Origin of the sequence: Bradyrhizobium sp. SZCCHNS1050 (assembly GCF_032484785.1) — a bacterium.
In the GTDB taxonomy this organism is placed as follows: domain Bacteria; phylum Pseudomonadota; class Alphaproteobacteria; order Rhizobiales; family Xanthobacteraceae; genus Bradyrhizobium.
Window position 1 is genome coordinate 393,525 of sequence record NZ_JAUETR010000002.1, and the last position, 23,244, is coordinate 416,768.

Annotated in this window: 19 protein-coding genes, 2 tRNA genes and 1 pseudogene; 10 read left to right on the plus strand and 12 right to left on the minus strand. The window is 64.1% G+C overall.

The window, feature by feature from the left end:
• Positions 1–32 precede the first annotated feature (32 nt).
• From QX094_RS26180 to QX094_RS26195, 4 genes are all read right to left on the minus strand, one after another.
• Positions 33–1,067 carry a cysteine synthase A gene (locus tag QX094_RS26180; protein ID WP_315711852.1) on the minus strand — a complete coding sequence of 345 codons (1,035 nt, stop codon included), beginning with the start codon at positions 1,065–1,067 and terminating at the stop codon, positions 33–35.
• Positions 1,068–1,148: 81 nt separating this feature from the next.
• Positions 1,149–2,381, minus strand: coding sequence for a cyclopropane-fatty-acyl-phospholipid synthase family protein (locus QX094_RS26185; protein ID WP_315712616.1), 1,233 nt, complete (start codon positions 2,379–2,381; stop codon positions 1,149–1,151).
• A gap of 108 nt (positions 2,382–2,489) precedes the next feature.
• On the minus strand, positions 2,490–3,335 hold the full coding sequence (locus QX094_RS26190) for a DUF1365 domain-containing protein (RefSeq protein ID WP_315711854.1): 846 nt from the start codon (positions 3,333–3,335) through the stop codon (positions 2,490–2,492).
• 7 nt (positions 3,336–3,342) lie between these two features.
• The gene (locus QX094_RS26195; protein WP_316186149.1) at positions 3,343–4,656 is read right to left on the minus strand and encodes an NAD(P)/FAD-dependent oxidoreductase; all 1,314 of its coding nucleotides are present in this window, start codon (positions 4,654–4,656) and stop codon (positions 3,343–3,345) included.
• A 366-nt stretch (positions 4,657–5,022) separates the two neighbouring features.
• Between QX094_RS26195 and QX094_RS26200 the strand changes: the two genes are divergently transcribed.
• From QX094_RS26200 to QX094_RS26225, 6 genes are read left to right on the plus strand one after another with little or no spacing between them, the layout of a single operon-like run.
• On the plus strand, positions 5,023–6,477 hold the full coding sequence (locus QX094_RS26200) for an efflux transporter outer membrane subunit (protein ID WP_315712618.1): 1,455 nt from the start codon (positions 5,023–5,025) through the stop codon (positions 6,475–6,477).
• Positions 6,467–7,870 (plus strand): efflux RND transporter periplasmic adaptor subunit, encoded by a 1,404-nt coding sequence (locus QX094_RS26205; protein ID WP_316170210.1) that lies wholly within the window; start codon positions 6,467–6,469, stop codon positions 7,868–7,870. The genes QX094_RS26200 and QX094_RS26205 overlap by 11 nt, the downstream gene beginning before the upstream one ends.
• A 29-nt stretch (positions 7,871–7,899) precedes the next feature.
• Positions 7,900–11,028, plus strand: coding sequence for an efflux RND transporter permease subunit (locus QX094_RS26210; RefSeq protein WP_316186150.1), 3,129 nt, complete (start codon positions 7,900–7,902; stop codon positions 11,026–11,028).
• Positions 11,028–14,132 carry an efflux RND transporter permease subunit gene (locus tag QX094_RS26215; RefSeq protein WP_315711860.1) on the plus strand — a complete coding sequence of 1,035 codons (3,105 nt, stop codon included), beginning with the start codon at positions 11,028–11,030 and terminating at the stop codon, positions 14,130–14,132. The genes QX094_RS26210 and QX094_RS26215 overlap by 1 nt, the downstream gene beginning before the upstream one ends.
• Before the next feature lie 39 nt (positions 14,133–14,171).
• Positions 14,172–14,909 carry a tRNA-uridine aminocarboxypropyltransferase gene (locus QX094_RS26220; protein ID WP_316186151.1) on the plus strand — a complete coding sequence of 246 codons (738 nt, stop codon included), beginning with the start codon at positions 14,172–14,174 and terminating at the stop codon, positions 14,907–14,909.
• Positions 14,910–14,959: 50 nt separating this feature from the next.
• Positions 14,960–15,133: a hypothetical protein gene (locus QX094_RS26225; protein WP_315711864.1), complete on the plus strand. Its 174-nt coding sequence runs from the start codon at positions 14,960–14,962 to the stop codon at positions 15,131–15,133.
• 50 nt (positions 15,134–15,183) lie between these two features.
• Here the strand turns inward: QX094_RS26225 and QX094_RS26230 are convergent.
• Positions 15,184–15,257: transfer RNA gene (locus tag QX094_RS26230), tRNA-Cys, on the minus strand.
• A 770-nt stretch (positions 15,258–16,027) separates the two neighbouring features.
• Here QX094_RS26230 and QX094_RS26235 point away from each other — a divergent pair.
• Positions 16,028–17,173 (plus strand): reverse transcriptase domain-containing protein, encoded by a 1,146-nt coding sequence (locus QX094_RS26235; protein WP_316188442.1) that lies wholly within the window; start codon positions 16,028–16,030, stop codon positions 17,171–17,173.
• A 31-nt stretch (positions 17,174–17,204) separates the two neighbouring features.
• On the opposite strand, the gene QX094_RS26240 is transcribed toward QX094_RS26235, so the two are convergent.
• Complete coding sequence (locus QX094_RS26240; RefSeq protein ID WP_316175382.1) at positions 17,205–18,236, minus strand: hypothetical protein; 1,032 nt, start codon at positions 18,234–18,236, stop codon at positions 17,205–17,207.
• Between QX094_RS26240 and QX094_RS26245 the strand changes: the two are divergent.
• Positions 18,199–18,570 (plus strand): annotated as a pseudogene (locus QX094_RS26245) (PQQ-binding-like beta-propeller repeat protein); the annotation flags it as partial. The gene QX094_RS26240 and the pseudogene QX094_RS26245 overlap by 38 nt on opposite strands.
• 120 nt (positions 18,571–18,690) lie before the next feature.
• On the opposite strand, the gene QX094_RS26250 reads toward QX094_RS26245, so the two are convergent.
• The 6 genes from QX094_RS26250 to QX094_RS26275 form a co-directional block, all read right to left on the minus strand.
• Positions 18,691–18,870 carry a hypothetical protein gene (locus QX094_RS26250; RefSeq protein WP_315711867.1) on the minus strand — a complete coding sequence of 60 codons (180 nt, stop codon included), beginning with the start codon at positions 18,868–18,870 and terminating at the stop codon, positions 18,691–18,693.
• Between the two features lie 368 nt (positions 18,871–19,238).
• Entirely contained in the window at positions 19,239–19,643 is a 405-nt protein-coding gene (locus QX094_RS26255) for a response regulator (RefSeq protein WP_316168020.1), read from the minus strand.
• A complete protein-coding gene (locus QX094_RS26260) occupies positions 19,621–20,085 on the minus strand; it encodes a response regulator (RefSeq protein ID WP_316168014.1) in 465 nt (154 codons plus the stop codon). Before QX094_RS26260 ends, QX094_RS26255 begins: the two co-directional genes overlap by 23 nt.
• Before the next feature lie 229 nt (positions 20,086–20,314).
• A complete protein-coding gene (locus QX094_RS26265) occupies positions 20,315–21,160 on the minus strand; it encodes an EamA family transporter (RefSeq protein ID WP_316168013.1) in 846 nt (281 codons plus the stop codon).
• Positions 21,130–21,597: an NUDIX domain-containing protein gene (locus tag QX094_RS26270; protein WP_316188343.1), complete on the minus strand. Its 468-nt coding sequence runs from the start codon at positions 21,595–21,597 to the stop codon at positions 21,130–21,132. Before QX094_RS26270 ends, QX094_RS26265 begins: the two co-directional genes overlap by 31 nt.
• 247 nt (positions 21,598–21,844) lie before the next feature.
• Positions 21,845–21,919, minus strand: a tRNA-Asn gene (locus QX094_RS26275).
• 257 nt (positions 21,920–22,176) lie between these two features.
• Between QX094_RS26275 and QX094_RS26280 the strand changes: the two genes are divergently transcribed.
• A complete protein-coding gene (locus QX094_RS26280) occupies positions 22,177–22,362 on the plus strand; it encodes a hypothetical protein (protein WP_316168012.1) in 186 nt (61 codons plus the stop codon).
• Between the two features lie 133 nt (positions 22,363–22,495).
• Positions 22,496–23,161: a protein-L-isoaspartate O-methyltransferase family protein gene (locus QX094_RS26285; RefSeq protein ID WP_316168011.1), complete on the plus strand. Its 666-nt coding sequence runs from the start codon at positions 22,496–22,498 to the stop codon at positions 23,159–23,161.
• Positions 23,162–23,244: the final 83 nt, after the last annotated feature.

Below are 23,244 nucleotides of genomic sequence, written 5' to 3' on the forward strand. Positions count from 1 at the left end.
GAGAAATTCTACTCGCTACTCGCTACTCGCCCTCAAACGAAAGGCGGCTTGATCCCGCTGCGCCGCTCCAGCCAGGCCGGCACCGGCAGGTTCTTCGAACGCATGAACTCCGGATTGTACAGCTTCGACTGATAGCGCGCACCGGAGTCGCACAGGATGGTCACGATGGTGTGGCCGGGGCCGAGCTTCCTGGCGAGTTGCACCGCGCCAGCGACGTTGACGCCGGTCGAGCCGCCCAGGCACAGGCCTTCATGCTGCACGAGGTCGTAGATGGTGTTGACGGCGTCCTCGTCGGACACCAGGAACGCGTCGTCGACCTTGGCGGTCTCGATCACGGGCGTCACACGACCGATGCCGATGCCTTCGGTGATGGAATCGCCGGGCGTCGATTTGACGACCCCGTTCTTGAACCATTCGTACATCGCGAAGCCGTGCGGGTCGGCACAGGCGGTGACAATGTCCTTGTTCCTGTCCTTCAAATAGCGGCTCGTGCCGGCGATCGTGCCGCCGGTGCCGACCGCGCAGATGAAGCCGTCGACCTTGCCGTCGGTCTGCTCCCAGATCTCGGGTCCCGTGGACTCATAATGCGCCTTGGCGTTGTCGAGGTTGTTCCACTGGTCGGCGAACAGCACGCCGTTGGGCTCGGTCTTGCGCAGTTCGTCGGCGAGCCTGCGGCCGACATGCTGATAGTTGTTGGGATTGCTGAACGGCAACGCCGGCACCTCGACCAGCTCCGCGCCGCACAGCCGCAGCATGTCCTTCTTTTCCTGGCTCTGCGTCTCCGGAATCACGATCAGTGTGCGATAGCCACGCGCGCTGGCGACCACGGCCAGACCGATGCCGGTGTTGCCGGCAGTGGCCTCCACCACGAGGCCGCCGGGCTTGAGATCGCCACGCCTCTCGGCCTCCAGGATCATCCACTTGCCGGCGCGGTCCTTGACCGACTGGCCCGGGTTCATGAACTCGGCCTTGCCGAGAATGGTGCAGCCCGTCGCCTCCGAGGCGCGCTTGAGCTTGATCAGCGGTGTGTTGCCGATCGCCGCGACGACGTCGTTATGAATGGTCATTTTGCAGATACCGTAGGAGTTTCCTCGAGCACACTTAAGAGGACCCTAGCCTGATATCCAGGGGAGCGTAAGCCGGCTGGATCAGCCCCCCGATTTCGCAAAGACGACCTGGCGAACATCGATATTCCCGGAGAGGAAACCCGCTTCGCAGTAGGACAGATAATATTCCCAGAGCCGCCTGAAGCGCTCGTCGAATCCGGCGGGCGTGAGGTCCGGCCAAGCCTCTCGGAAGTTATTTCGCCAGATCGCAAGCGTCCTGGCATAATCTTCCCCGAAGATCCGCTCGCGGATGACGGGTATGCCAAAGCGGTCGCCGAGCGACTTCAGAATCTGCGGTGTCGGCAACATGCCGCCGGGAAAGACGTAGCGCTGGATGAAGTCGACCTCGCGGCGGTAGTGCTGGAACAGGCTGTCCTGGATGGTGATTGCCTGGACACCGGCCAGTCCGCCCGGCAGCAGGCGGTCTCGCAGTTGCGAGAAATATTTCGGCCAGAACTGTTCGCCGACCGCCTCGATCATCTCGATCGAGGCGATGCGATCGTAGTGGTCACGCTCGTCCCGGTAATCCTGCAGGCGGATTTCGACCTTCTCGGCGAGCCCGGCCTCCTGGATGCGGCGCTGCGCGAAGTCGCGCTGCTGTTGACTGATCGTCAACCCAACGACCTTGGCGCCGAACGTCTTGGCGGCATATTCGGCAAAGCCGCCCCAGCCGCAGCCGATCTCGAGCAGCTTCTGCCCGGGCTTGAGATCGATCGCCTCGGCCAGCCGCTTGTACTTGTTGGTCTGCGCGGCAGTGAGGTCGGTGGTGTGCTCCTCGAACAAGGCCGAGGAATAGGTCATGCTCGGATCCAGCCATGCCGAGTAGAACGAATTCCCGATGTCGTAATGGGCATAGATGTTGCGCTTCGCCTGACGCTTGGTGTTGCGGTTGAACCAGTGCCGGACCAGCTGGGCAAACCGGATCAGCGGCTTGTCTTCCAGCATCGACTGCAGCAGGTGCTGGTTGACGCAGAACAGATAGAGAAACTGCGTCAGGTCCGGCGTATCCCAGTCGCCGTTCAGATAGGCCTCGGCGATGCCGATGTCGCCGCCATTGAGAAGACGCGATGCGAAGCCGTAATTGGCCAGGATCATTGCGGCGGCCGGCCCGGGCTCAACGCCGCCGAGCCGGATCACCCGTCCGTCCGGCAGGGTGACGTCGAGCGTGCCTTTTCGCAACCGCGAGCCGAAGCCGAGGGCAAGGCGGGGCAGGCGGGGAAGATCGGCAAGCACCTTGTCGATGGTATCAGGGGTGACTGGGATGACGTCCGGCATGGCAGGTCCACTCACGCAAACGGCTCCAGCCCACGTCCCCGTCGGCTGGCCGGTGCGGCACCTGTGCGGGCAGGGATCACGGACGCAGAGCGAGCCGGCCGTTTCCGGTCAGCGTCGTGACATATAAGCGTGGCTGCCGTTCCCCGCCAAGCCGGTATTGGTTCCAGGGCTTGCACTGATTTCGCCACGCGGGACGAGGCGGACGCCTTTGGCCCACAGCCGCAGTGCCTCCCAATGGATCGCGGCGAAGATTTTGACAGTCACCAGCGGGAGTGAGACGAAGGCTGCGAGCAGGGAGCCAGACGTCAGCCCGCGACGGCGGCCAGAGAAGGTTGCAGCGAGCAGGGGCCCGTCGGGGCCAGTTTCCAGAATCCGCAACTTGACCTTGTCGCCCGGCGGCACGACCCGGAAATGGTAGCGCATCGCCATGTCGATGAACGGCGAGACGTAGAAGGTCTTGTCCTGCGTCTGGCGCAGCCCTGCCGCGGACAGCTCATTGGATCTGACCGGCAGCACATAGGGCTTGATCTCGCCGTAGGTGTTGCGGACCTCGTAGATCATCAGCGCCAGGGTGCTGTCGCTGCGATAGCAGAAATAGACCGACAGCGGATTGAACACGTAGCCGAGCAGCCGCGGATAGCACAGCAGCAGCACGCGGCCGCCGCCGAGATCGATCCCCTGATCCGCCGCACAGGTCTGCGCATAGGCCAGCAGCGACGAGCCGTCGCGCGGACCGTGGTCGGCCTCGTGGAAGCTGTAGAGCGCGCGCCGATTGACCCCGAACAGCGAGGCCTGCCGGTCCGCCTGGTCGAGCCGGCCGAGATCGATCAGCAGGCTCATCACGCGATACCGGAAGCGATGCGTGGTCGGCCGCATGCGGGCATGCATGACCTCTCCGACATAGAGCGCGGCCGCTTCCGTTCGGTCATCCTGTCCCGAGTGATCCATGTCCATATCGCGCCTATTCCGCAGCCTCGGCGAGCTCGGCGGGAAACCCGCGCCATGGCACGCTCGCGCCGAGCGCCTCCGCCACGGCGAGACCCGAGCGCAGCCCGTCCTCATGGAAGCCGTAGCCGGTCCAGGCCCCGCAGAACCAAGTATGGCGCTGCCCCTGAATCGCTGCCAGGCGCTTCTGCGCCGCAAAGGCCGCAGCCGTATATTGTGGGTGCTCACAGATGTATTTGCCAAAGGTCAGCTCCGGGGCCGGAGCGAAGGGTGGGTTGAGGCTGACGAACAGCGGCTTGGCGTCGTCGATGTCCTGCAGGTTGTTCATCCAATAGGTGACGGCGACGTCGTTCATGGGAACGCCCTCACGCTGCCAGCGCAGGAAATTCCACGAGGCCCAGGCGCGGCGGCGCTTCGGCATCAGCCTGCTGTCACGGTGCAGATAGATCGTGTTGGGCGAATATTTGATCGCACCGAGGATGCCGCGCTCCCGCTCGTCCGCGTCGGTGAGCATCGACAAGGCCTGGTCGCTGTGTGCGGCAATCACCACGTGATCATAGGTGTCCCGACGCCCGCTGCTGTCTTGAACGACGACGCCGTGGGCGGTGCGTTCGATGCTGGTCACGGCGCTGCCGAGCCTGATCTGGTTGCGGAAGCTCGACGTCAGTTTCTCCACATAGCGCCGGCTGCCGCCCTTGACGGTGCGCCAGACCGGACGGTCATATTGCAGCAACCTGTGGTTGCTGAAGAACGCAACGAAGTTCTCGGCCGGAAAGTCCAGCATCTCGGACGCCGGGGCTGACCAGATCGCGGCCCCCATCGGCGCCAGATAGTCGGTGAGCAGTCGCGGAGCGAAATGGTTGCGCCGGAAATAATCCCCGAGCGTAAGGCCATGCAGGCGGCCGGCCTTGAAGTCGGCTGTACTCTGCTCGTTGAAGGTCAGGATGTCCCTGAGCATCCAGAGATAGGATGTCGACAGCAGGTTGCTCGGCTGCGCGAACAGCCCCTTGGCGGTGTCGAGCCAGGTGTTTCCGCCACCTTTCCATTCGAAGCGGCCGGCATCCGCGGTGACGGCAAAGCTCATGCTGCTGTCGACCGTCTCGACCCCCAGATGGTCGAACAAGGCGGTGAGCTCAGGATAGTTCAGCTCGTTGTAGACGATGAAGCCGATGTCGACCGAGACCGGAGCGCCGTCATAGTCGATCGTCACGGTATGGCTGTGGCCGCCCGGACGGAGATCGCGCTCGTAGACGGTGATCGGATAACGTTTCGCCAAGGACCAAGCCGCGGCGTTACCCGCAATACCCGTTCCGACCACCGCAACTCGCATGAATGCCCCCTGAAGTTCACGTGCAAGTTACGGAGTCCCCGCCAAAGGGTTTCACGGCCGCGCTCGCCGCGTCACACCCCGGCCAAAACGGCATTCGACAGATGAAATCTTGGTAAGGCGGCAGCCGGAGGCCCGTGGCCCTGCCTGCACGAAACTCCGCTGATTTACGGGAGATTCGTCGATTCGGTGGACTTTATCGGCACCATCGCTGCTGGGGCGACGGGGGGCTGCAGGGCTGTCCGCCGCCGTGGGCTGCGGCTAGAATGATTCCCAAGACTACAGGGAAGCATCACGCCAGTGTCCATCGTGCCGATCGCCGTCGACGAGCCTTGCCGCGCGTCCGCTGACCCGCGGATCGTCGCCGGGATGCGGGAGCGCCGTGTGCCGGCTACCCTGCGGCGATTTGTCCACTGGCTGGCGGCGATCGGATTGGCGGCGAACTCGGCCGGCTGCCTGCTGACCCAGGATATTCCCGATCCGGCCCTCGACTTGCCCCAGCGCTACAAGGCGGCGTCCGGTTCCGATATGGCGGCGCCGCCGCCGCTGGATTGGTGGCGCGGCTTCGGATCACGCGAGCTGACCCAGCTGATGGAGGAGGCGCAGAGCGTCAACCTCGACATTGCCGCTGCTGTGGCAAGGTTCCGGCAGGCCGATGCGCTGGCGCGGCAGGCCGGCGCGGCGCTGCTGCCAAGCCTGTCGAGCACGGGGCAGGAGACCTATTCGCGCACGTCCGGGTCGAGCTCCAGCGGGCTCACCAATGGCGGCCGCGAGGTCGTCAATTACCAAGCCTCGCTCTCTGCGAGCTACCAGCTCGACTTCTTCGGCCAGAATCGCGACGCGCTGCAGGCGGCCGAGGAAACCGCGGTAGCCAACCGCTTCGACCGCGACGTCACGCAGTTGACGACGCTTGCCACCGTCGCCAATGCCTATTTCCAGGTGCTGGCCGCGCAGGATCGGATTCGGACGGCTGAGCGCAACATCGCCAGCGCCACGCGTGTGCTCGATGCCATCCGCGAGCGGCAGAAGGCTGGCACCGGCAACGATCTCGACGTCGCGCAGCAGGAGAGCGTGCTCGCCAATCAGAAGGCGGCGGTGCCGCCGCTGCGCCAGACGCTCGATCAGAACGTCAATGCCCTGGCCGTGCTGGTCGCGCGATCGCCCGAAGGCATTCGGGTCATTGGCGGCTCGCTCGATCAGATCAGGACTCCGCGGGTCACGCCTGGTCTGCCGTCGGAGATCCTGACGCAGCGTCCGGACATCCGCCGGCAGGAGGCCCAATTGGCATCGGCAACGGCCAATGTCGGCAGCGCGCGGGCGCAGTTCTTTCCGAGCATCCAGCTCACGGGCAACGGCGGCTACCAGAGCGCGGCACTGGTGTCGCTGTTTCAGCCGCATGCGGCGTTCTTCAGCCTCGCCGGCAGCCTGACCCAGCCGATCTTCGACGGCGGCCGGATTCTGGGCAACTTCGAGAACGCCAAGGCGCGGCAGGATGAACTGCTGCAGACCTACCGCAAGACCGTGATCCAGGCCTTCACCGACGTCGACAATGCGCTGTTCTCGATCAAGCAGACCACGATCCGACTGCAATTGCAGCGCCAGGTCGTCGCCGCCTCGCGGCGTGCGTTCGAATTGTCAGAGCAGCAGTTGCGCGCGGGAACTGCCGACATCGTGACCGTCTTGAATACGCAATTGACGCTGTTCCAGGCCGAGGACGCGCTATCGCAGGCGCAACTGGCGCGCCTGCAGGCGTTTGTGAGCCTCTACCAGGCGCTCGGCGGCGGCTGGGAGCCGCGCATGGAGAAGTCGGCCGATGCTCTTTAAACCGGACGAGAAGGGAGCAGCGGCAGTGAAGCGCGCGCGGTCCAGCGTGGCACGGCGACTGGTGTCGATCGCGATCACGCTGCTGATCCTCGGCGGCCTCGGCTATATCGGCTGGTCGGCGATGCAGCAGAAGCAGCAGGCCAATAACCGCTTCGCGCGGCCCGACCTTCCCGTTCCGGTCCTGGCTGCCTCGCCTGCCATCAAGGACGTGCCGGTCTATCTCGACGGCGTCGGCGCGGTGCGCGCGCTGAACACGGTCACGGTGCGCTCGCAGGTCGACGGCAAGCTGATCGCGGTCAATTTCGTCGAAGGGCAGGACGTCAAGAAGGGCGACGTGCTCGCGGAGATCGATCCGGCGATCTATCAGGCGCAGTACGATCAGGCCGTTGCCAAGAAGGCGCAGGACGAGGCGCAACTCGCCAACCAGAAGCTCGACCTCGCCCGCTACGAGCAGCTCGCCGCCAGCAATGCCGGCTCCAAGCAGCAGGCCGACACGCAGCGCGCGGTGGTGGCGCAGCAGCAGGCGCTGATCAAGGCGGATCAGGCCGCGATCGACAATGCGGCGACGACCTTGAGCTACACCAAGATCGTGGCGCCGCTCTCCGGCCGCGCCGGCCTGCGCCAGGTCGACCAGGGCAACATCGTTCATGCCTCTGACGCGACCGGCCTCGTCGTCATCACGCAGCTGCAGCCGATTGCGGTTCAGTTCAGCCTGCCCCAGCAGCAGATCATGCGCGTCAATGCGGCCGCCGCCAAGGGACCGCTCGCCGTCGACGTGTTCGGCAATGACGGCGTCACCGTCATTGACACCGGCACGTTGCGGGGCATCGACAACCAGGTCGATCAGACGACGGGCACGCTGAAGCTGAAAGCAGAATTCCCCAACGGCAGATTTCAGCTCTGGCCGGGACAGTTCGTCAATGTCCGCCTCAAGGTCGAGACCCTGTCGCAGGCGATCACGGTGCCGACGTCGGCCGTACAGCGCGGGCCGGCAGGTACGTTCAGCTACGTGATCGGCGAGGGCGACATCGTCTCTGCGCATCCGGTGGCGGTCGTGCAGCAGAATGAGAGCGAGGCCGTGATCGCGAGCGGCTTGAGCCCCTCGGACCGTGTGGTGACGACAGGCTTTGCCAACCTCGCCGAGGGCGTCAAAGTGGTGGTCGGGCGCGCCGAGCAGACGCCGCAGGCCGATCTGGCGCCACGCAAACGCGGCCGCAATCCGCAAGCAAAGGATCAAGGCAAGGACCAGGCCAAGGAGGGCGGAGCTCCGCCTGACGGCGCGCCGAAGGACGGCGAGCTGCGTCGCAGGCCTCAGGCCGCGGGCCAGACCGATGCCGGTGCAGCGCCCCAGGGAGGGAGTGAAGCAGGTCGCGGCGCGAAGGCGCAGCCATGACGCGACCGCAAGAGTGACGAGCAGTCGCGATGAGCGTCTCCGAACCCTTCATCCGCCGTCCTATCGCGACCTCGCTGCTCGGCGTCGCGCTGCTGATCGGCGGGCTGCTCGGCTATCTCGCGCTGCCGGTCTCGGCGCTGCCGCAGGTCGACTTCCCGACCGTCCAGGTGACGACGCAACTGCCGGGCGCCAGCCCCGATGTGATCGCCTCGCTGATCACGGCGCCGCTGGAGCGCCAGCTTGGCCAGATCCCGTCGCTCTCGGCGATGAACTCGACGAGCTCGTTCGGCGTCAGCCAGATCTCGCTGCAGTTCGATCTCGGACGCGACATCGATGGCGCCACGCAGGACGTCCAGGCGGCGATCAATGCCGCCGCCGGCGTCTTGCCGAAGTCGCTGCCCTATCCGCCGACCTACGCCAAGGTCAATCCGGCCGACGCACCGGTCATGACGCTCGCGCTGACCTCGGACACGATCTCTTTGCGCGCGATGAGCGACATGGCCGACACGATCCTGGCGCAGCGGCTGAGCCAGGTCTCCGGCGTCGGCCGCGTCTCGGTGCTCGGCGGACTCAAGCCCGCGGTGCGCGTGCAGGCCGACCTGGCGCGGCTCGCCGCCTATGGCATCTCGATGGAGGACCTGCGCGCCGCCATCGCAGGCGCCAACGTCTCCGGTCCCAAGGGGTCGCTCGACGGTGCCCAGCAGGCCTATCTGATCACGGCCAACGACCAGATCGGAGCCGCCGACGCCTACAAGCCGATCATCATCGCCTACCGCAACGGCTCGCCGGTCACGATCGGCGATGTCGCAACGATTATCGATGGTCTGGAGAACGATCGGACCGGCGGCTGGTACCAGGGTGTCCCTGCGGTCATCCTCGACATCCAGCGCCAGCCGGGTGCCAACGTCATCGAGGTCGTCAAGCAGATCCGTGCCGAGATCCCGAAGCTGCAGCGCACGCTTCCCGCCGGCGTGAAGCTCGCCATCGTCAGCGATCGCACCGTGACCATCCGCGCCTCGGTGCACGACGTGCAGTTCACGCTGGTGCTCAGCGTGGTGCTGGTGACGCTGGTTGTGCTGCTGTTTCTGCGCTCGCTGCGCGCCACGATCATCGCCGGCGTTGCGCTGCCGCTGTCGCTGATCACGAGCTTCGGCGTGATGTACTTCGCCGGTTTCAGTCTCGACAATCTCTCGTTGATGGCACTCACCATCGGCACCGGCTTCGTCGTCGACGACGCCATCGTGATGATCGAGAACATCGTGCGCCACATGGAAAATGGCGAGAGTGCGATGAACGCCTCGCTGCGCGGCGCGCGCGAGATCGGCTTCACCGTGATCTCGCTGACCGTATCGCTGATCGCGGTGTTCATTCCGCTGCTGTTCATGTCCGGGCTTGTCGGTCGCATGTTCCGCGAGTTCGCGTTGACCTTGACGATCGCAGTCGTGACGTCGGCGGTGGTCTCGCTGACCCTGACGCCGATGATGTGCTCGCGGCTGTTGAAGCATGCCAGCGAGGAATGGGTGCTGCCGGGGCTGAACGCCATCAGCCGCTTCATCGACCGCACGGTGGCGGTCTATCACCGCAGCCTGCTCTGGGTGCTCGACCGCCAGACCGAGACGCTCGTCGTGACCTTCGCGACCTTGGCGGCGACCTTGGCGCTCTACGTCGTCGCGCCCAAGGGCTTCCTGCCGCTGCAGGATACCGGCTCGATCACGGCGGTGACCGAAGCCGGCCCTGACGTGTCGTTCGCCGAAATGAAGAAGCGCCAGGCGGACGTCGCCGCCGCGATCCAGGCTGACCCCGACGTCGTCGGCGTCGTCTCGGTGATCGGCGCCGGATCGGTCAACCCGACCACCAATGTCGGCCGTCTCGTCATGACCTTGAAGCCACTCGGCGAGCGGCAGGACGGGGTCGCCGAGGTGATCGACCGGCTGAAGCAGAAAACCTCGGGCGTGCCCGGCATGACCGTGTACTTCCAGCCGGTCCAGGACGTGCAGATCTCGACCCAGGCGAGCCGCTCGCAGTACCAGTACACGCTGACCGGTGCCGATGCCGCCGAGGTGTCGAAATGGGCGAGGCAGCTTGTCGGAGAAATGCGCCGCGACCCTCTATTCCGCGACGTCTCCTCCGAAGCCCAGGAGGGCGGCCTGCGCGCGGAGCTGACCATCGACCGCCAGCGCGCCGGCCAGCTCGGCGTCAGCCTGCAGGGCGTCACCGACACGCTCAATGACGCCTTCGCGCAGCGGCAGATCTCGACGATCTACGGCCAGGCCAACCAGTACCGCGTGGTGCTGGAAGCGCTGCCGATGTATCAGCGCGACCCGTCGGTCCTGTCGAAGCTCTATCTGCCCGGCGCCGGCGGCCAGGTACCGCTCTCGGCGGTGGCAAGCCTCAAGCGCACCACGGCGCCGCTGGCGATCTCGCATCAGGCGCAGTTTCCGGCGGTGTCGCTGAGCTTCAACCTCGCGCCCGGCGCGGCGCTCAGCGAGGCGGTCGACGCGCTTCATGCGACCGAGAACCGCATCGGCATGCCCGGCAGCATCATCGGCGTCTATTCGGGCGATGCCGCCGAGTTCGCCAAGTCGCTGGCCGGCCAACCCTGGCTGCTGCTCGCGGCCGTGGTTACGATCTATATCGTGCTCGGCGTGCTCTATGAGAGCTACATCCATCCGATCACGATCCTGTCGACGTTGCCGTCGGCGGGCGTCGGCGCCATCCTGGCCCTGATGCTGTTCGGCCAGGATCTCTCGGTGATCGGCCTGATCGGCATCATCCTCCTGATGGGCATCGTCAAGAAGAACGCGATCATGATGATCGACTTCGCGCTCGAGGCGGAGCGTCACGAGAACCGCCCCCCCTACGACGCCATCGTGCAGGCGTGTCTCCTGCGCTTCCGCCCGATCATGATGACGACCCTGGCCGCTCTGTTCGGCGCGCTCCCGCTGGCGATCGAGAGCGGCACCGGCTCGGAGCTGCGCTTTCCGCTCGGCATCTCCATCATCGGCGGCCTGCTGCTCAGCCAATTGCTGACGTTGTACACGACGCCGGTCATCTATCTCGCGCTCGACCGCATCAATCGTCGCTTCAAGCGCGCGCTGCCGTCGGCGCCGGACCTGCCGTCGCCGCCGATCGCAGGTGCGACCGAAGGCATCCAGTGATGGCCTCGATCTCCGAGCCGTTCATCCGCCGGCCGGTCGGCACCACGCTGCTCTCGATCGGCCTGTTCCTGGTCGGGATCGTCGCCTATATCTTCCTTCCCGTCGCACCGGTGCCGAACGTCGACTTCCCCGCGATCTTCGTCAGCGCGTCGCGCCCGGGTGCGGACCCGTCCGTCATGGCGGGGACGGTCGCGGCGCCGCTGGAGCGGCGACTCGGCGAGATTGCTGGCGTCAACCAGATCACCTCGACGAGCTCGCTCGGCACCACCAACATCCAGATCCAATTCTCGATCGGCCGCGACATCGACAAGGCGGCGCGCGACGTGCAGGCAGCCATCAATGCCTCGCTGTCGGACCTTCCGAGCGACCTTCCGGCGCTGCCGCGGTTCCGCAAGGCGAACACGGCCGCGGCTCCCGTATTCGTTCTGGCGCTGACCTCGAAGACGATGACGACGAGCGCGATGTACGACGTCGCCGACACCGTGCTGGCGCAGCGGCTGTTCCAGGTGCCCGGCGTCGGTAACGTCACTGTCAGCGGCGCCGATCAACCCGCCGTGCGCATCGCGCTCAATCCGGTCTCGCTCGCCAATGCCGGCATTTCGACCGACGATGTCCGGACGGCGATCATCAATGCCAATCCGATCGGACCTGTCGGCATCTTCGAGGGCGGCCGCCAGAGCGAGACCATCGCCATCAACCGGCAGATGCGCAGCGCGGCCGAATTCCGCGACATCCTGATCAAGAGCAGCAATGGCAGCTTCGTGCGGCTGTCGGATGTCGCCGACGTCGAGGATTCCGTACGCAACGTGCGTTCGATCGCCTGGTTCAACAAGCAGCCAGCGGTGCTGATCCAGATCGCCAAGCAGGGCGATGCCAACGTGATCGAGACGGTCGACCGTGTGAAGGCGCTGATCCCGGAGCTCAAGCAATGGCTGCCGGCGGGCATCGAGATCTCCACTCTGGTTGACCGCACCGGGACCATTCGCGCCTCGGTCGACGACATGCAGTGGACGTTGCTCGCGACCGCCGTGCTGGTGATGGTCGTCGTGTTCCTGTTCCTTCGCCGTCTGGTGCCGACGGTCGCGGCCGGCGTCTCGGTGCCGCTGGCGCTCGCCGGCACCTGCGCGGCGATGTGGCTCGCAGGCTTCTCGATCGACAATCTGTCACTGATGGCGCTCGCGATCTCCGTCGGCTTCGTCGTCGACGACGCCATCGTCATGATCGAGAACATGTACCGCAATCTCGAGCATGGCCTGTCGCCGATGCGCGCCGCGCTCGACGGCGCCCGCCAGATCGGCTTTACCGTGTTGTCGATCAGCCTTTCCTTGATTGCGGCCTTCGTGCCGTTGATCTTCATGGACGGCGTCGTTGGCCGTCTCCTGCGTGAGTTCTCGCTGACGCTGACCTTCGCAATCGTCGTGTCGACATTGGTGTCGCTGACGGTGACGCCGATGATCTGCGCGCATTACATCAAGGAGACGCTGTCCGATCGTGCCACCTGGTTCGACCGTATCGTCGAAGGCGCGCTGTCCGGCATGGTCCGCTTCTATGCCTGGACGCTGCGCGGCGTGCTGGTTTATCCGTTTCTCACCCTGATCGTGTTCTTCGCCACCATCGCGCTCACGGTGACGCTCTACATCAAGGTGCCCAAGGGCTATTTCCCGACCGACGATTCCGGCTTCGTCATCGGTGCGACGCGCGCCTCGGCCGACATCTCGTTCCAGTCCATGCTTGGTCTGCAGCAGCGGCTCGCCGACATCGTGATGGCCGATCCCGCCGTGGCCGGTATCGGCTCGACGATCGGGGGCGGCGGCGGGCCGGGTGGCGCGACGTCCAACCGCGGCACCATGTTCATCAATCTCAAGCCCCCGGCGGAGCGCGAGGGCGTCTCCACTGAGCTCGTGATCAACCGCCTCAGGCGGAGCCTCGCGACGGTCCCCGGCATTCGGCTCTTCATGTTCGCCGCGCAGGACGTGCGCACCGGCGGCCGTCAGAGCGATTCCGACTATCAGTACACGTTGAGCAGCCCCGATCTCGACCTTCTGCAGAAATGGGCGCCGATTGTCGCCAAGCGCCTGGAGACGGTTGACGGCATCACCGACATTTCCAGCGACCGCGATCCCGGTGGCCTGCAGCTCGCGCTGCGGATCGACCGACAAAAGGCGGCGAGCCTCGGCGTCCGCGTCCAGGATATCGACAACGCGCTCAACAACGCCTTCGCGCAACGCCAGATCTCGATCGTCTACAGCCAGCGCAACCAGTACATGGTCGTGCTGGAGATCGACCCGAAATTCCAGACCGATCCCTCCAATCTCGACCGCATCTATGTGGCCGGGGCAGGGGACGCGCAGGTGCCGTTGTCGGCGCTGGTCAAGGCCGAGCGTGGCCTGTCACCGCTGGCGGTGTATCACTCGCAATCGTTCCCTTCGACCACCGTGTCGTTCAACCTGCTGCCGGACGTGCCCTTGCAGACCGCGACCGCCAACATCCAGCGCGCCGTCGACGAGCTGCACATGCCGGAGGGCATCCGCGGCAGCTTCGACGGCAATGCCGGGGACTTCAACAAGAGCAGCGGCCGCCAGCCGCTCTTGATCCTGTTCGCCCTGGCCGCGATGTATATCGTGCTCGGCGTGCTCTATGAGAGCCTGGCGCATCCGCTGACCATCATCTCGACCCTGCCGTCGGCCGGGCTCGGCGCGCTGCTCGCTTTGCAGGTCACCAACACACCGCTGACAGTGATCGCCTTCGTCGGCATCATCCTGTTGATCGGCATCGTCAAGAAGAACGGCATCATGCTCGTCGATTTCGCGCTCGAGGCCGAGCGCCAGCGCGGCATGTCCTCGGCCGATGCGATCTTCGAGGCCTGCCGGGTGCGCTTTCGCCCAATCCTGATGACGACCCTCGCCGCGCTGTTCGCCGGCCTGCCGCTGGTGATCGCGACCGGTCCGGGCACCGAGCTGCGCCGCCCGCTCGGCATCACCATCATCGGCGGGCTGCTGGTGTCGCAGATCCTCACCCTCTACACCACGCCGGTGATCTACCTGCTGATCGACCGGCTGCGCCGCCGCTCGACCCCGGAGCCGCTCGCCGCGCCCGCTGAATGAGCCGTTGTGGCCCTGTCCGCGGGCGCGTATAGCCGCCGCATGCCAGAACCACACGACCATCCGCCGCTCGCCACCGAGGCGCCGCCCGATTGCCCGCGTTGCCAGAAACCGCTGCCGCTGTGCATCTGCGACAGCGTCACACCGCTGGAGAGCCGGCTGAGGCTCCTGATCCTGCAGCATCCGCAGGAGCAGGATCGCGCGCTCGGCACCGCGCGGCTCGCCGCCCTGCATTTCAAGAACGCGGTGGTCAAGGTCGGGCTATCCTGGCCAAGCCTCGCCAAGGCACTGGGACGGCCGGTCGCCGATCCCGCGCGCTGGGCCATTCTCTATCTCGGCTCGGCGAAGGCGGCCGAGCTCGATCCCGAGAGCGAGGTGGTCGCGGTGACCCGCAAGGGTGAGGTCGCCGACAACCAGCGCGCCATCCTCAAGTCGATCGAGGGCGTGATCCTGCTCGACGGCACCTGGAGCCAGGCCAAAGCGCTGTGGTGGCGCAATCCGTGGATGCTGAAATGCCAGCGCGTGATCCTCGGGCCGCGGCAGCCGTCGCGCTACGGCCGGCTGCGGCGCGAACCGCGCCGCGACGGGCTGTCGACCATCGAGGCTGCGGGGATGCTGATGGCCGCGCTGGAACGGCGGCCGGAGATCGCCACGGCCCTCGACGCGAGCTTCGAGCGCATGCTGGCGCGGTATCGGGAGGTGGAAAAAGCGCAGCCGGAGCTCACGCCCCGCCCAAAGGCCCGCAAGCCGGATTGGCGCAACCGTAAACGGCGGGTTTAGGAACCGGAGGTACGCTTCTTGCATTGCCGCATGGAACGAGGATGAGAGCCATGCCGGAAGCAGAAAAGTCCAATGTGGTGCAGTTTCGGGATTACGCGCCCCGGCTGGCCGGCAGATCCGGCTCGGATCGGACGGGCGTCTCGGCCGGTGAACGAGGGGCAATTCTGACTTGGCCGCGCGCGCAGGTCAGCTATCCCGGCGGCATCGACGATCTGCCCATCTAGCGCCGGTTCGCGGCCCCAGTGGGTAGTCCAACCGCTTGATTTTGATTGAGTGGAGGCCACGACCAGAATTGAACTGGTGTAAACGGTTTTGCAGACCGCTGCGTAACCACTCCGCCACGTGGCCCCAACGCGGTGGATCGATACAGGAGATCAACGGGTTGGGCAACCGCCCTGTTTCGTTCTGTGCACCTGTTCTGAAACTCTTGGCCCGCGTCAGTTCTGAAACTACTGATGCCGTTCTGTTCCTCCCGACCCTTTCTCAAAGTTCCGGATAAGTCTGCTCCCGTAGCCTCTCCAGGTTGCTTTTCGTGCGGACCGCACCTAGCTTCGCGGGGTTGGTAGCCGTTTCTTGTTCGACGACCTCCTAAGACGCTGATTTGTTGCCGAGCGCGACGCGCGGGAGCGCGCCAGACGCAAAGCTCCAGATGCCAGAAGATCGGTCTGTGACCATCGGAAGGCGCCGCAAATCAACGGAGGGGCCAATGCCTGCGGTGCATAAGAGACAGAGCCAGGCTAAGGACCTTAATGAGGGAGGCCGGCGAGGCCGGGGACGGGGCGCCAACGCTCTGTGTTCGTGGTTTGTTCTCGCTTCGGGGCTTGCCGCGAACGTCGCCTTCGGACTAGGAGTTGATGTCCGGGTGGCGATTCATACGTTGCCGAGCGCGACGCGCGGGAGCGCGCCAGACGCAAAGCTCCAGATGCCAGAAGATCGGTCTGTGACCATCGGAAGGCGCCAGTTCGAACAGGCTTAGGTGCACCCCGTTGCTCGACCCTACGCCTGGGAGAACTGTTCAGACGATCTTCCCGAAGCCGGCGAAGATCCTTTCGAGATCGAACCTGTTGTTCGCCTGGAAGGCTTCGCGTGATGCTACTTCCAACCCCGGTCGGCCCGGCGTGGATGGTGTTACCGCCGAGCGGTTTGGAGCTCGAATACAGGAACAGCTCTCAGAGTTGTCGTCTGAGCTTCGGAGCGGATCTTACCGCCCTCGTCGCCTGCGTCCCGTATTTATTCCAAAACCGAACTCCACGACGGAACGACTGATATGCATTCCGGCCGTGCGCGATCGGGTCGTCCAAAAAGCCATCGTTTCTTACTTGGTCAACACCGAGAAGTTCCCTATCGAGAACGAATTCTCGTTTGGGTTTATCAGAGGACGGGGCACGGTACACGCTGTACAAAGAGCTCTAGAACTGAGGCACAGATATTCCTGGTGTTTAAAGACCGATATAGAAGCGTTTTTTGATCGCATTCCGCGATCAGACGCGAAACTGCGAGTGAGTAAATCACTTAGAAGCAGCAGCCTAGTTCCGTTGATTCATCAATTCATAGATTGCGAAATCGCGTCCAACAGAAATACAGACTCAAAGCTCCTCAGGCAGGGCATAATTAGGGGCCGAGGATTACGTCAGGGCATGCCTCTGTCGCCGATCCTTGCGAACTTAGTTCTTTCAGAGTTCGATGCGGCATTCCGGAGGGAGCGTATCGAGATGGTTCGATATGCTGATGATTTGTTAGTCTTCTTCAATTCGAAAAGGGATGCTCGGTCCGGTTTCGAATTTGTTAGGACGCAGCTCGGTCGTCAGGGACTAACAATTCCCGAGTTAGGCGACGATAACTCAAAGACCCAAATCGTCGCTGCTGAACAGCCTGTGTACTTTTTGGGACTTGAGCTGGCTTACTCTGGCTCGAATGGCGGTTATGTACGGAAGGTAGGGCGGAAGGTTATCGCAAAGCTGCAGCAACGATTAGAGAGTGACTTCAATTTCGATGCTCTTCGCAAGAAGAAGGTCAATTTTCAAAAAGCAACGGTCGAACTATCCCAAAGGATCACATCATATCTAGTTGCGTACCGTGGTACGGCCGATTTTCCAGTTCTTGACACCGAGCTTCGCTGCACTGCCAGGAAAGTTTTAGAGGGCATCTACGAAGACGTTTTTGGAGTTGGCGCTCTAGACAACGTGAGCCCCGAGGGCAGAGAGTTCTTGGGGTTGGGCAGTCTACTCTTGCCGACAACCCCTATTGATTCTTCAGCAAGCTGACTAGAAATCCTCCTCGAGACCGAGCTGTCCCTCAGGCTCTGGCGTTATCCGAAGAGCGGTGCGCATGCCGCTTTCGCGTCGCCGCCAGCGCGCGCTTTTCTGTCCGCTTCGCATACCCCTCGTACGCCTTCGACTTGTGAGCCGAGAGCGCGCGGCCTTGGCCGTCCGTGAGCTCGGCCTCCTCGAGCTCGGTCATGCCGCCGTGCCGGCAGGCATCGAGCGTAAAGGTCGGGGGCAGGCCCAGCCGCTCGCGCAGCGCCCGCACCAGGCGGGCCATGCTCATGTTGTCCCATTTGCGCGGGCCGCTCGGCGCCGGGCGGTCGCGCATGACGATGCCGAGGCCGAGGCGCGGCACCTTTGCGAGCACTGCCTCGGCCTCCTCGTAGAACAGCGTGCGGCCGTCGGCCGTGGTCTCCTCGAGCGGATGCAGGACCATCTCGCCGGTCTTGTGGTGCTCGATGCGGATCTGCGTCGGCGCGCGCGGGCCTCGGTAGTCGTTCCAGGTCACGTAGCCCGCCAGAACGTTCTCCGGCCGCTGCAGCCACTCGAAGCAGATCACCGCGGCGGCCGCCGCATCGGGATGTCCGGCGTCCAGCGCACCCCAGGCGAAGGTGTAGACCTCCTCGCGGGTCGCGGCCGGCTTCGTCGCCTTGCGGCGACGGGTCATCGCGACGCCTTCCCAGGGATTCCAGACGCCGTCGCGGAATAGGCCGGGGTGCAGCCGGTGCACGACCTTCCAGGCGTGGCGCGCGACCGCGACCGCCTTCTCGGCCGTGCGCGGGCGTGCGGCCTTGCCGGCGCGGACCGGCGTGTCGCGGATCCGGGCATAGAGCTTGTCGGCGCCATCGGGCGTGATCGTCGTGATCAGGCGGTCGCCGATGCGGGTGCCGCTCCTGCCGCGGATATCGCACAGCAGATGGATGGTGCGCTCATGGTCCGGCGCGGTGCGCGGGGATACGCGCTCACGCCAGTCGTTCGACGCCTTGTAGGTCTCGAACAGCCAATCGACGGTGCCGGTCGCGGCTTTCGGTCCGCTGACGACGGGGGATCCGGCGACAGGCAAGAAGGTGTGGTCGCACAATTTCCCGAAATCCCAGCTGTTCGGGTCGGTGACCGCGACGGCGGGCGATCTCGTTCTGGTCGGCGGCACCAACGACCGGATGTTCCGGGCGTTCCATGCCAAGACCGGCGAGCTGCTGTGGGAGCAGAAGACGAACTCGGGCATCATGGGCATGCCCGTCGCCTATGAGGTGGATGGCACGCAGTACATCGCCGTGCAGTCCGGCTGGGGCGTCGATGCGCAGCGCATCCAGGATGCGCTCTCGAAAGGCAACATCGGTCTGGAGGACAACGTCCCGCAAGGCGGCGTCGTCTGGGTATTCGCAGTCAAGAAGTAGCGCCGGTGATCTGAAGGGCGGCGGCCTCGGCCGTCGCCATCGCAGAAAATGAAGACCGCGGCGGCGTTCCGGCAACGGCGTGCCGATCCCTTGGCTTGCATGACGACAGAAGATCGCGCGTCAGCAGGCCGCGAACCAGCCGTCCGGAAACGGGATCAGCGGCCAGGCGCCCTGGTTGTCGTTGGCCGCCGTGGGGAAATGCAGAATTGAGAACAAGCGGGCCATGGAATCGGTCTCGGTCTCGGGCGCAATAGCGGTTCTCACAACGTCCATCAACAACTCGTATTCGGCTTCGCTCATCTCGCCCTCGCACAAACTGCGAGCCACGATGGCAAAATTCCACTTTGTTCAAATTGAGCGGATCGTTCAAATTCTAACGATCGGGCACGACGGCCCAATCGGTTAGCGGTGCCTTCGTTCCAAAAGATACCGCGGTCCGCGTTGTTCCAATGTGAACGGGCTCACATCCCAAGGCTTCGCGTCGTCCGTGACCCGTCTGCCCGCGCGGCAGGTGATGCCGTGCAGCGATCACGATCCGGCCCGTAGCCGACCGGGAGCAAGAGATCCACAACGCCTGCCCCGAGTCGCAGGCTGCCTCGCTGGCAAAGGCCGAAGAGACGACCCGCTCCAAACGTCCGGCTCGACGCAAGCGGCAGAATCGCTGGCGGTCAAACCGCGACGGCGAGAGGTTCGGTGTCCTGCGCCAGAATGTCGCGCATCAGCTGCGACAGGTCTTTCGGCTTGAACGGCTTCGCCAAACGATGAAGGCCGACCACTCTGGGCGAGGGGCCGAGCAAATCAGGCGTCCCGCGTCCTGATTCCAGCACCATGCCCGACATCATCACGATGGGCATCATGGGCCGGGCCGCCCGTGCAGCCCGGATGACGTCGTTGCCGTCCATGTCGGCCAAGTTGAGATCGATCAGAGCCGCGGCGAAATCATCGCGGGACAGGGCATCCATGGCCAGCCGACCGTCGGTGACGGCAGTGACCGTGTAGCCCTCGCGAACCAGAAGGTGCTGGATGACACAGCAAACGCCGACTTCGTCATCAACGACCAGGATGTTCATTATGAGCCCTTCCTGACAGACGTGGATGAGGAGCGACGTGCCGCGCCTCGCTCAGAAGTCGTTGGCGCACCTCGATCGCACGATCGACCGCTTCGAGCAGATCGAGGATGTCGAACGGCTTCTGCAATGCTGCCGTCGCTCCGAGCTTGATTGCCATACCGAGGAAGTCTGGAGCACCCAGTTTCTTGTCGGTGAACGCGTAACCGGAGATCGCGATGAACGGGACCGTGGGATCGAGCTTGATGAGCTCGCGAATGGTTGCGATGCCGTCCATGCCCGGCATGAACATGTCGATCACGACGGCATCGAAGGACACGCTGCCGATCAATCGAATGCCGGTCGGACCGTCCGGCGCGAGAAACACGCAGAACCGCTTCTTCTTCAATAATGTTTCCAGCGCAGCGCGCGTGGCACAATCATCGTCAATAATGAGGACAGTAGGCATGGGCCACCTCAGTATCAGCAGGACTGAAGGACGCTCACGCTACAAGGACAATAGGCTGAGGCTCGAAAATGGCAAAGTAGTTAACACTGAATTCGTTATCGCGATTCTGCAACCAGCGGTTTTACGGAACTTCCCTGTCCGGGCCGCAGGCCGGCCTTCTGTTGTGCATCATGCGATGAAGATGGAACTATGATTTCCGGGGGTGATGGCTCCGGTTGTTTGAAGAATCTCAGTCCGGCTTGAGCAGGGCGACCGTGACCAGCCCCACTGCGATCAGCGCTGCGCAGCAGAGCCGTCGCGGCGTTGCACGCTCCTTCAGGAACAGCACGCCGATCAGCGTCGCAAACAGGACGCTGCATTCGCGAAACGCGACCACATTCGCGATCGGATTGCGGCTCAAGGCCCAAAGAAATACCACGAATGACGTCAGCCCCAGGGTGCCTGCGATCAGCACCGGAAGCCAGGCGTCTCGGATCTCCACCACCAGAGCAGGTCCTCGCAGCATCATCGCGACGAGAAAGAACACGACACTGTCGAGCACGATCATCCAGACCGTGAACGAAGCCCAGCCGTCGGTCTGCCGGGTGCCTGCCGCATCGACGACCGAATAGCCGGCGACCAGTGCGGCGGCGCAGACGGCGGCCCAGAACGCGCGGCGGTCGATCGGACCGTGGATTCGGTCGCGCGCCAGGCCGGTGATGCCGAGGACGATGACGGCAATTCCGATCAACTGCCCGCTCCGTGGCAGTTGCTGCAGACCCAGCGAGGCAAATAGCGTTGCGAACAGCGGAACGATGCCACGCGCGATCGGGTAGGCGCGTCCAAGCTCGGCCGAACGGTAGGCCATTGCGAGGCTCGCCTTGTAGCCCGCGTGCAAGACCAGCGAGGCCACGATGAGCGGCCAGGTCGCGAGTGCCGGAACGGGAACGAGAAACAGGAAGGGCAGGATCAAGGCGCTGCTTACCAGACCCATGCCAGCCAGGAGGGAGAGGCCGCTGCCGGTCTTGACGATGGCATGCCAGCTCGCGTGAAGCAGACCGGCCATCAGCATGAGAATTGCGGCGACAGGATCCAACGACTCGAGTCCGGTTCAGCTTTCGGGCCGCCAGCTCGCGGCAGCGAAGTAGGGGTGGGGTCGTGCTGGAGCGCCTGCCGCGAGATGATCCGGCTCGATGGCGACACCGGGAGCTGGTCCCATTCCCCACGATCGACGAATCGAAGGCTCGCGATCTCCTCGCCATCGGGCGCAAGCGCGCCGCCTTCGATGACGGCCTCGAAGGCGATCACCGTGTAGTAGGTCAGATCACCGTTGGGATAGCGGATGAGGAACTCCGGGCCCCCGAACACCCCGAGCAGGCGAATCGGCCGGACCACGAGCCCGGTCTCCTCGAAGCATTCGCGGGTGGCCGCGTCGGCCGGGTGCTCATTCGGATCGATGGCGCCGCCGGGCAACGTCCAGAGGCCCGTCTCCGCGTCGCGCCCGAGCAGAATGCGGCCCTGGTTGTCGAACACGGAGATGGAAACCGCTGTGGTCGCCAAAAGATCATGGCCGATCTTGCTGCGGACGGCTCTCAGATGATCGGAAATCGGCATCGCTGGTCGTCACTTGCAAGAGGTGCGCCCCGCTTGCCCGACGCTCCATGCGCGGTCAAGGCAAGACAGCGAAGATCGGCGCACGTTCGCGGCCAATCGGCGGATGTCCCGCGTCACAAGAAAGAGGGATTGGGAGGATATATAGAACCATTCGGCATGGCCAGAATGGCTCCCCGGGCTGGATTCGAACCAGCGACCATTCGATTAACAGTCGAATGCTCTACCGCTGAGCTACCGAGGAACAGGCGAAGCAATGTTCGCGAATGCGGCTGCGTATAACAAAGCCGTTTCGCCTTGCATAGAACGAAATCGCATCTTTGCGACGATTGCGGGCTCAGGAATAAAATACCGAAATTTCAGATGGTTAGATTGATTTTGAACACTTGCTGGGCAGCGGTCGCCCACAGTTCGATGACAGGAAATTCACTTGGAGGGGAGCAAACCGGCCCCGATAGTTTGCTGGAACCGGCCAGTGCCCGCGGTCATGGAGTGTCGTAGATGCCAAACACCGTCGTCCCATTCGCTGAAGCAGTCTCCGCGCCCTCGTTGATTCCCGACCAGGTCGAGCGTCTCAGCGATGACGAATGTCTCACGCGGTTGGCCGACATGATGACGCGCGGTGATTCCGAACATATTGACGAGATCGTGCAGTTGCTCGGGCGACTGGCCGTGGTGATCGAGTAGCCGGCGGTCGGCGCACTCACAGGCGGCGTCCCAGCGGCTCCGTTGAAACCCGCATGTTGCCTTTTCCAGGGCCTTGTACCAAAAGATTGCGCAGATCGTCCGCGGTCCATCCGCTTTGCTTGCAGGTCTGCTCATGTCTTCATTCGCGACGGCGCGCCAGAAAATGGTCGATGGTCAGGTCCGGACCAACGACGTCACCGATCACCGCGTGCTGGATGCGTTGTTGACCGTGCCGCGGGAAGCCTACGTTCCCGCAGATCGGCAGGCGTTGGCCTATCTCGACTTGGATCTCGACGTCTCCGAAACCGCTTCGACCAAGCGGTATCTGATCAAGCCGATGCTGACGGGAAAACTGCTGCAGGCTGCCGAGATCAAGCCGACCGACAGCGTGCTGGTGGTTGGATGTGCGACGGGCTATCTCGCCGCGCTGGCGGCCCGACTGGCGGGCAGCGTGACGGCGACCGAAGTCGATTCTGCCATCGAAGGTCGCGCCAAGCAGCTGCTTGCCGCCGTCGATGGCTGCCCGGTTACGATTCGAGTCGCGCCGGCCGCGGAGGGGGATCCGGCGGACGGCCGCTTCGACGTGATTCTCCTCAATGGAGCGACCGAGGTCGCCGTGGACGGTCTGTGCCGTCAATTGAAGGAGGGCGGCCGCCTGGTCGGCGTCTTCGCCACCGCGCGTCCCGCCCGCGCCATGATCTTTACGCGATCGCATGGTGATATCGGCAGCAGGGTTCTGTTCGATGCTGCGGCGCCGGTCATTTCCGGTCTCGAACGGGTCCCCGAGTTCGTTTTTTAAGTCGTCCGACGAGGTCCTTAGCGACTCCCCTGAACTCCCGGGCCGCCCGTCGCGCAGCACGGTTTGGTGCGTCGTCTTCGCGG

Coding starts and splice junctions, on each gene's coding strand:
- QX094_RS26180 (WP_315711852.1), bottom strand. CDS start 1,067: ATGACCATTCATAACGACGTCGTCGCGGCGATCGGCAACACACCGCTG.
- QX094_RS26185 (WP_315712616.1), bottom strand. CDS start 2,381: ATGCCGGACGTCATCCCAGTCACCCCTGATACCATCGACAAGGTGCTT.
- QX094_RS26190 (WP_315711854.1), bottom strand. CDS start 3,335: ATGGACATGGATCACTCGGGACAGGATGACCGAACGGAAGCGGCCGCG.
- QX094_RS26195 (WP_316186149.1), bottom strand. CDS start 4,656: ATGCGAGTTGCGGTGGTCGGAACGGGTATTGCGGGTAACGCCGCGGCT.
- QX094_RS26200 (WP_315712618.1), top strand. CDS start 5,023: ATGCGGGAGCGCCGTGTGCCGGCTACCCTGCGGCGATTTGTCCACTGG.
- QX094_RS26205 (WP_316170210.1), top strand. CDS start 6,467: ATGCTCTTTAAACCGGACGAGAAGGGAGCAGCGGCAGTGAAGCGCGCG.
- QX094_RS26210 (WP_316186150.1), top strand. CDS start 7,900: ATGAGCGTCTCCGAACCCTTCATCCGCCGTCCTATCGCGACCTCGCTG.
- QX094_RS26215 (WP_315711860.1), top strand. CDS start 11,028: ATGGCCTCGATCTCCGAGCCGTTCATCCGCCGGCCGGTCGGCACCACG.
- QX094_RS26220 (WP_316186151.1), top strand. CDS start 14,172: ATGCCAGAACCACACGACCATCCGCCGCTCGCCACCGAGGCGCCGCCC.
- QX094_RS26225 (WP_315711864.1), top strand. CDS start 14,960: ATGCCGGAAGCAGAAAAGTCCAATGTGGTGCAGTTTCGGGATTACGCG.
- QX094_RS26250 (WP_315711867.1), bottom strand. CDS start 18,870: ATGAGCGAAGCCGAATACGAGTTGTTGATGGACGTTGTGAGAACCGCT.
- QX094_RS26260 (WP_316168014.1), bottom strand. CDS start 20,085: ATGCCTACTGTCCTCATTATTGACGATGATTGTGCCACGCGCGCTGCG.
- QX094_RS26280 (WP_316168012.1), top strand. CDS start 22,177: ATGCCAAACACCGTCGTCCCATTCGCTGAAGCAGTCTCCGCGCCCTCG.
- QX094_RS26285 (WP_316168011.1), top strand. CDS start 22,496: ATGTCTTCATTCGCGACGGCGCGCCAGAAAATGGTCGATGGTCAGGTC.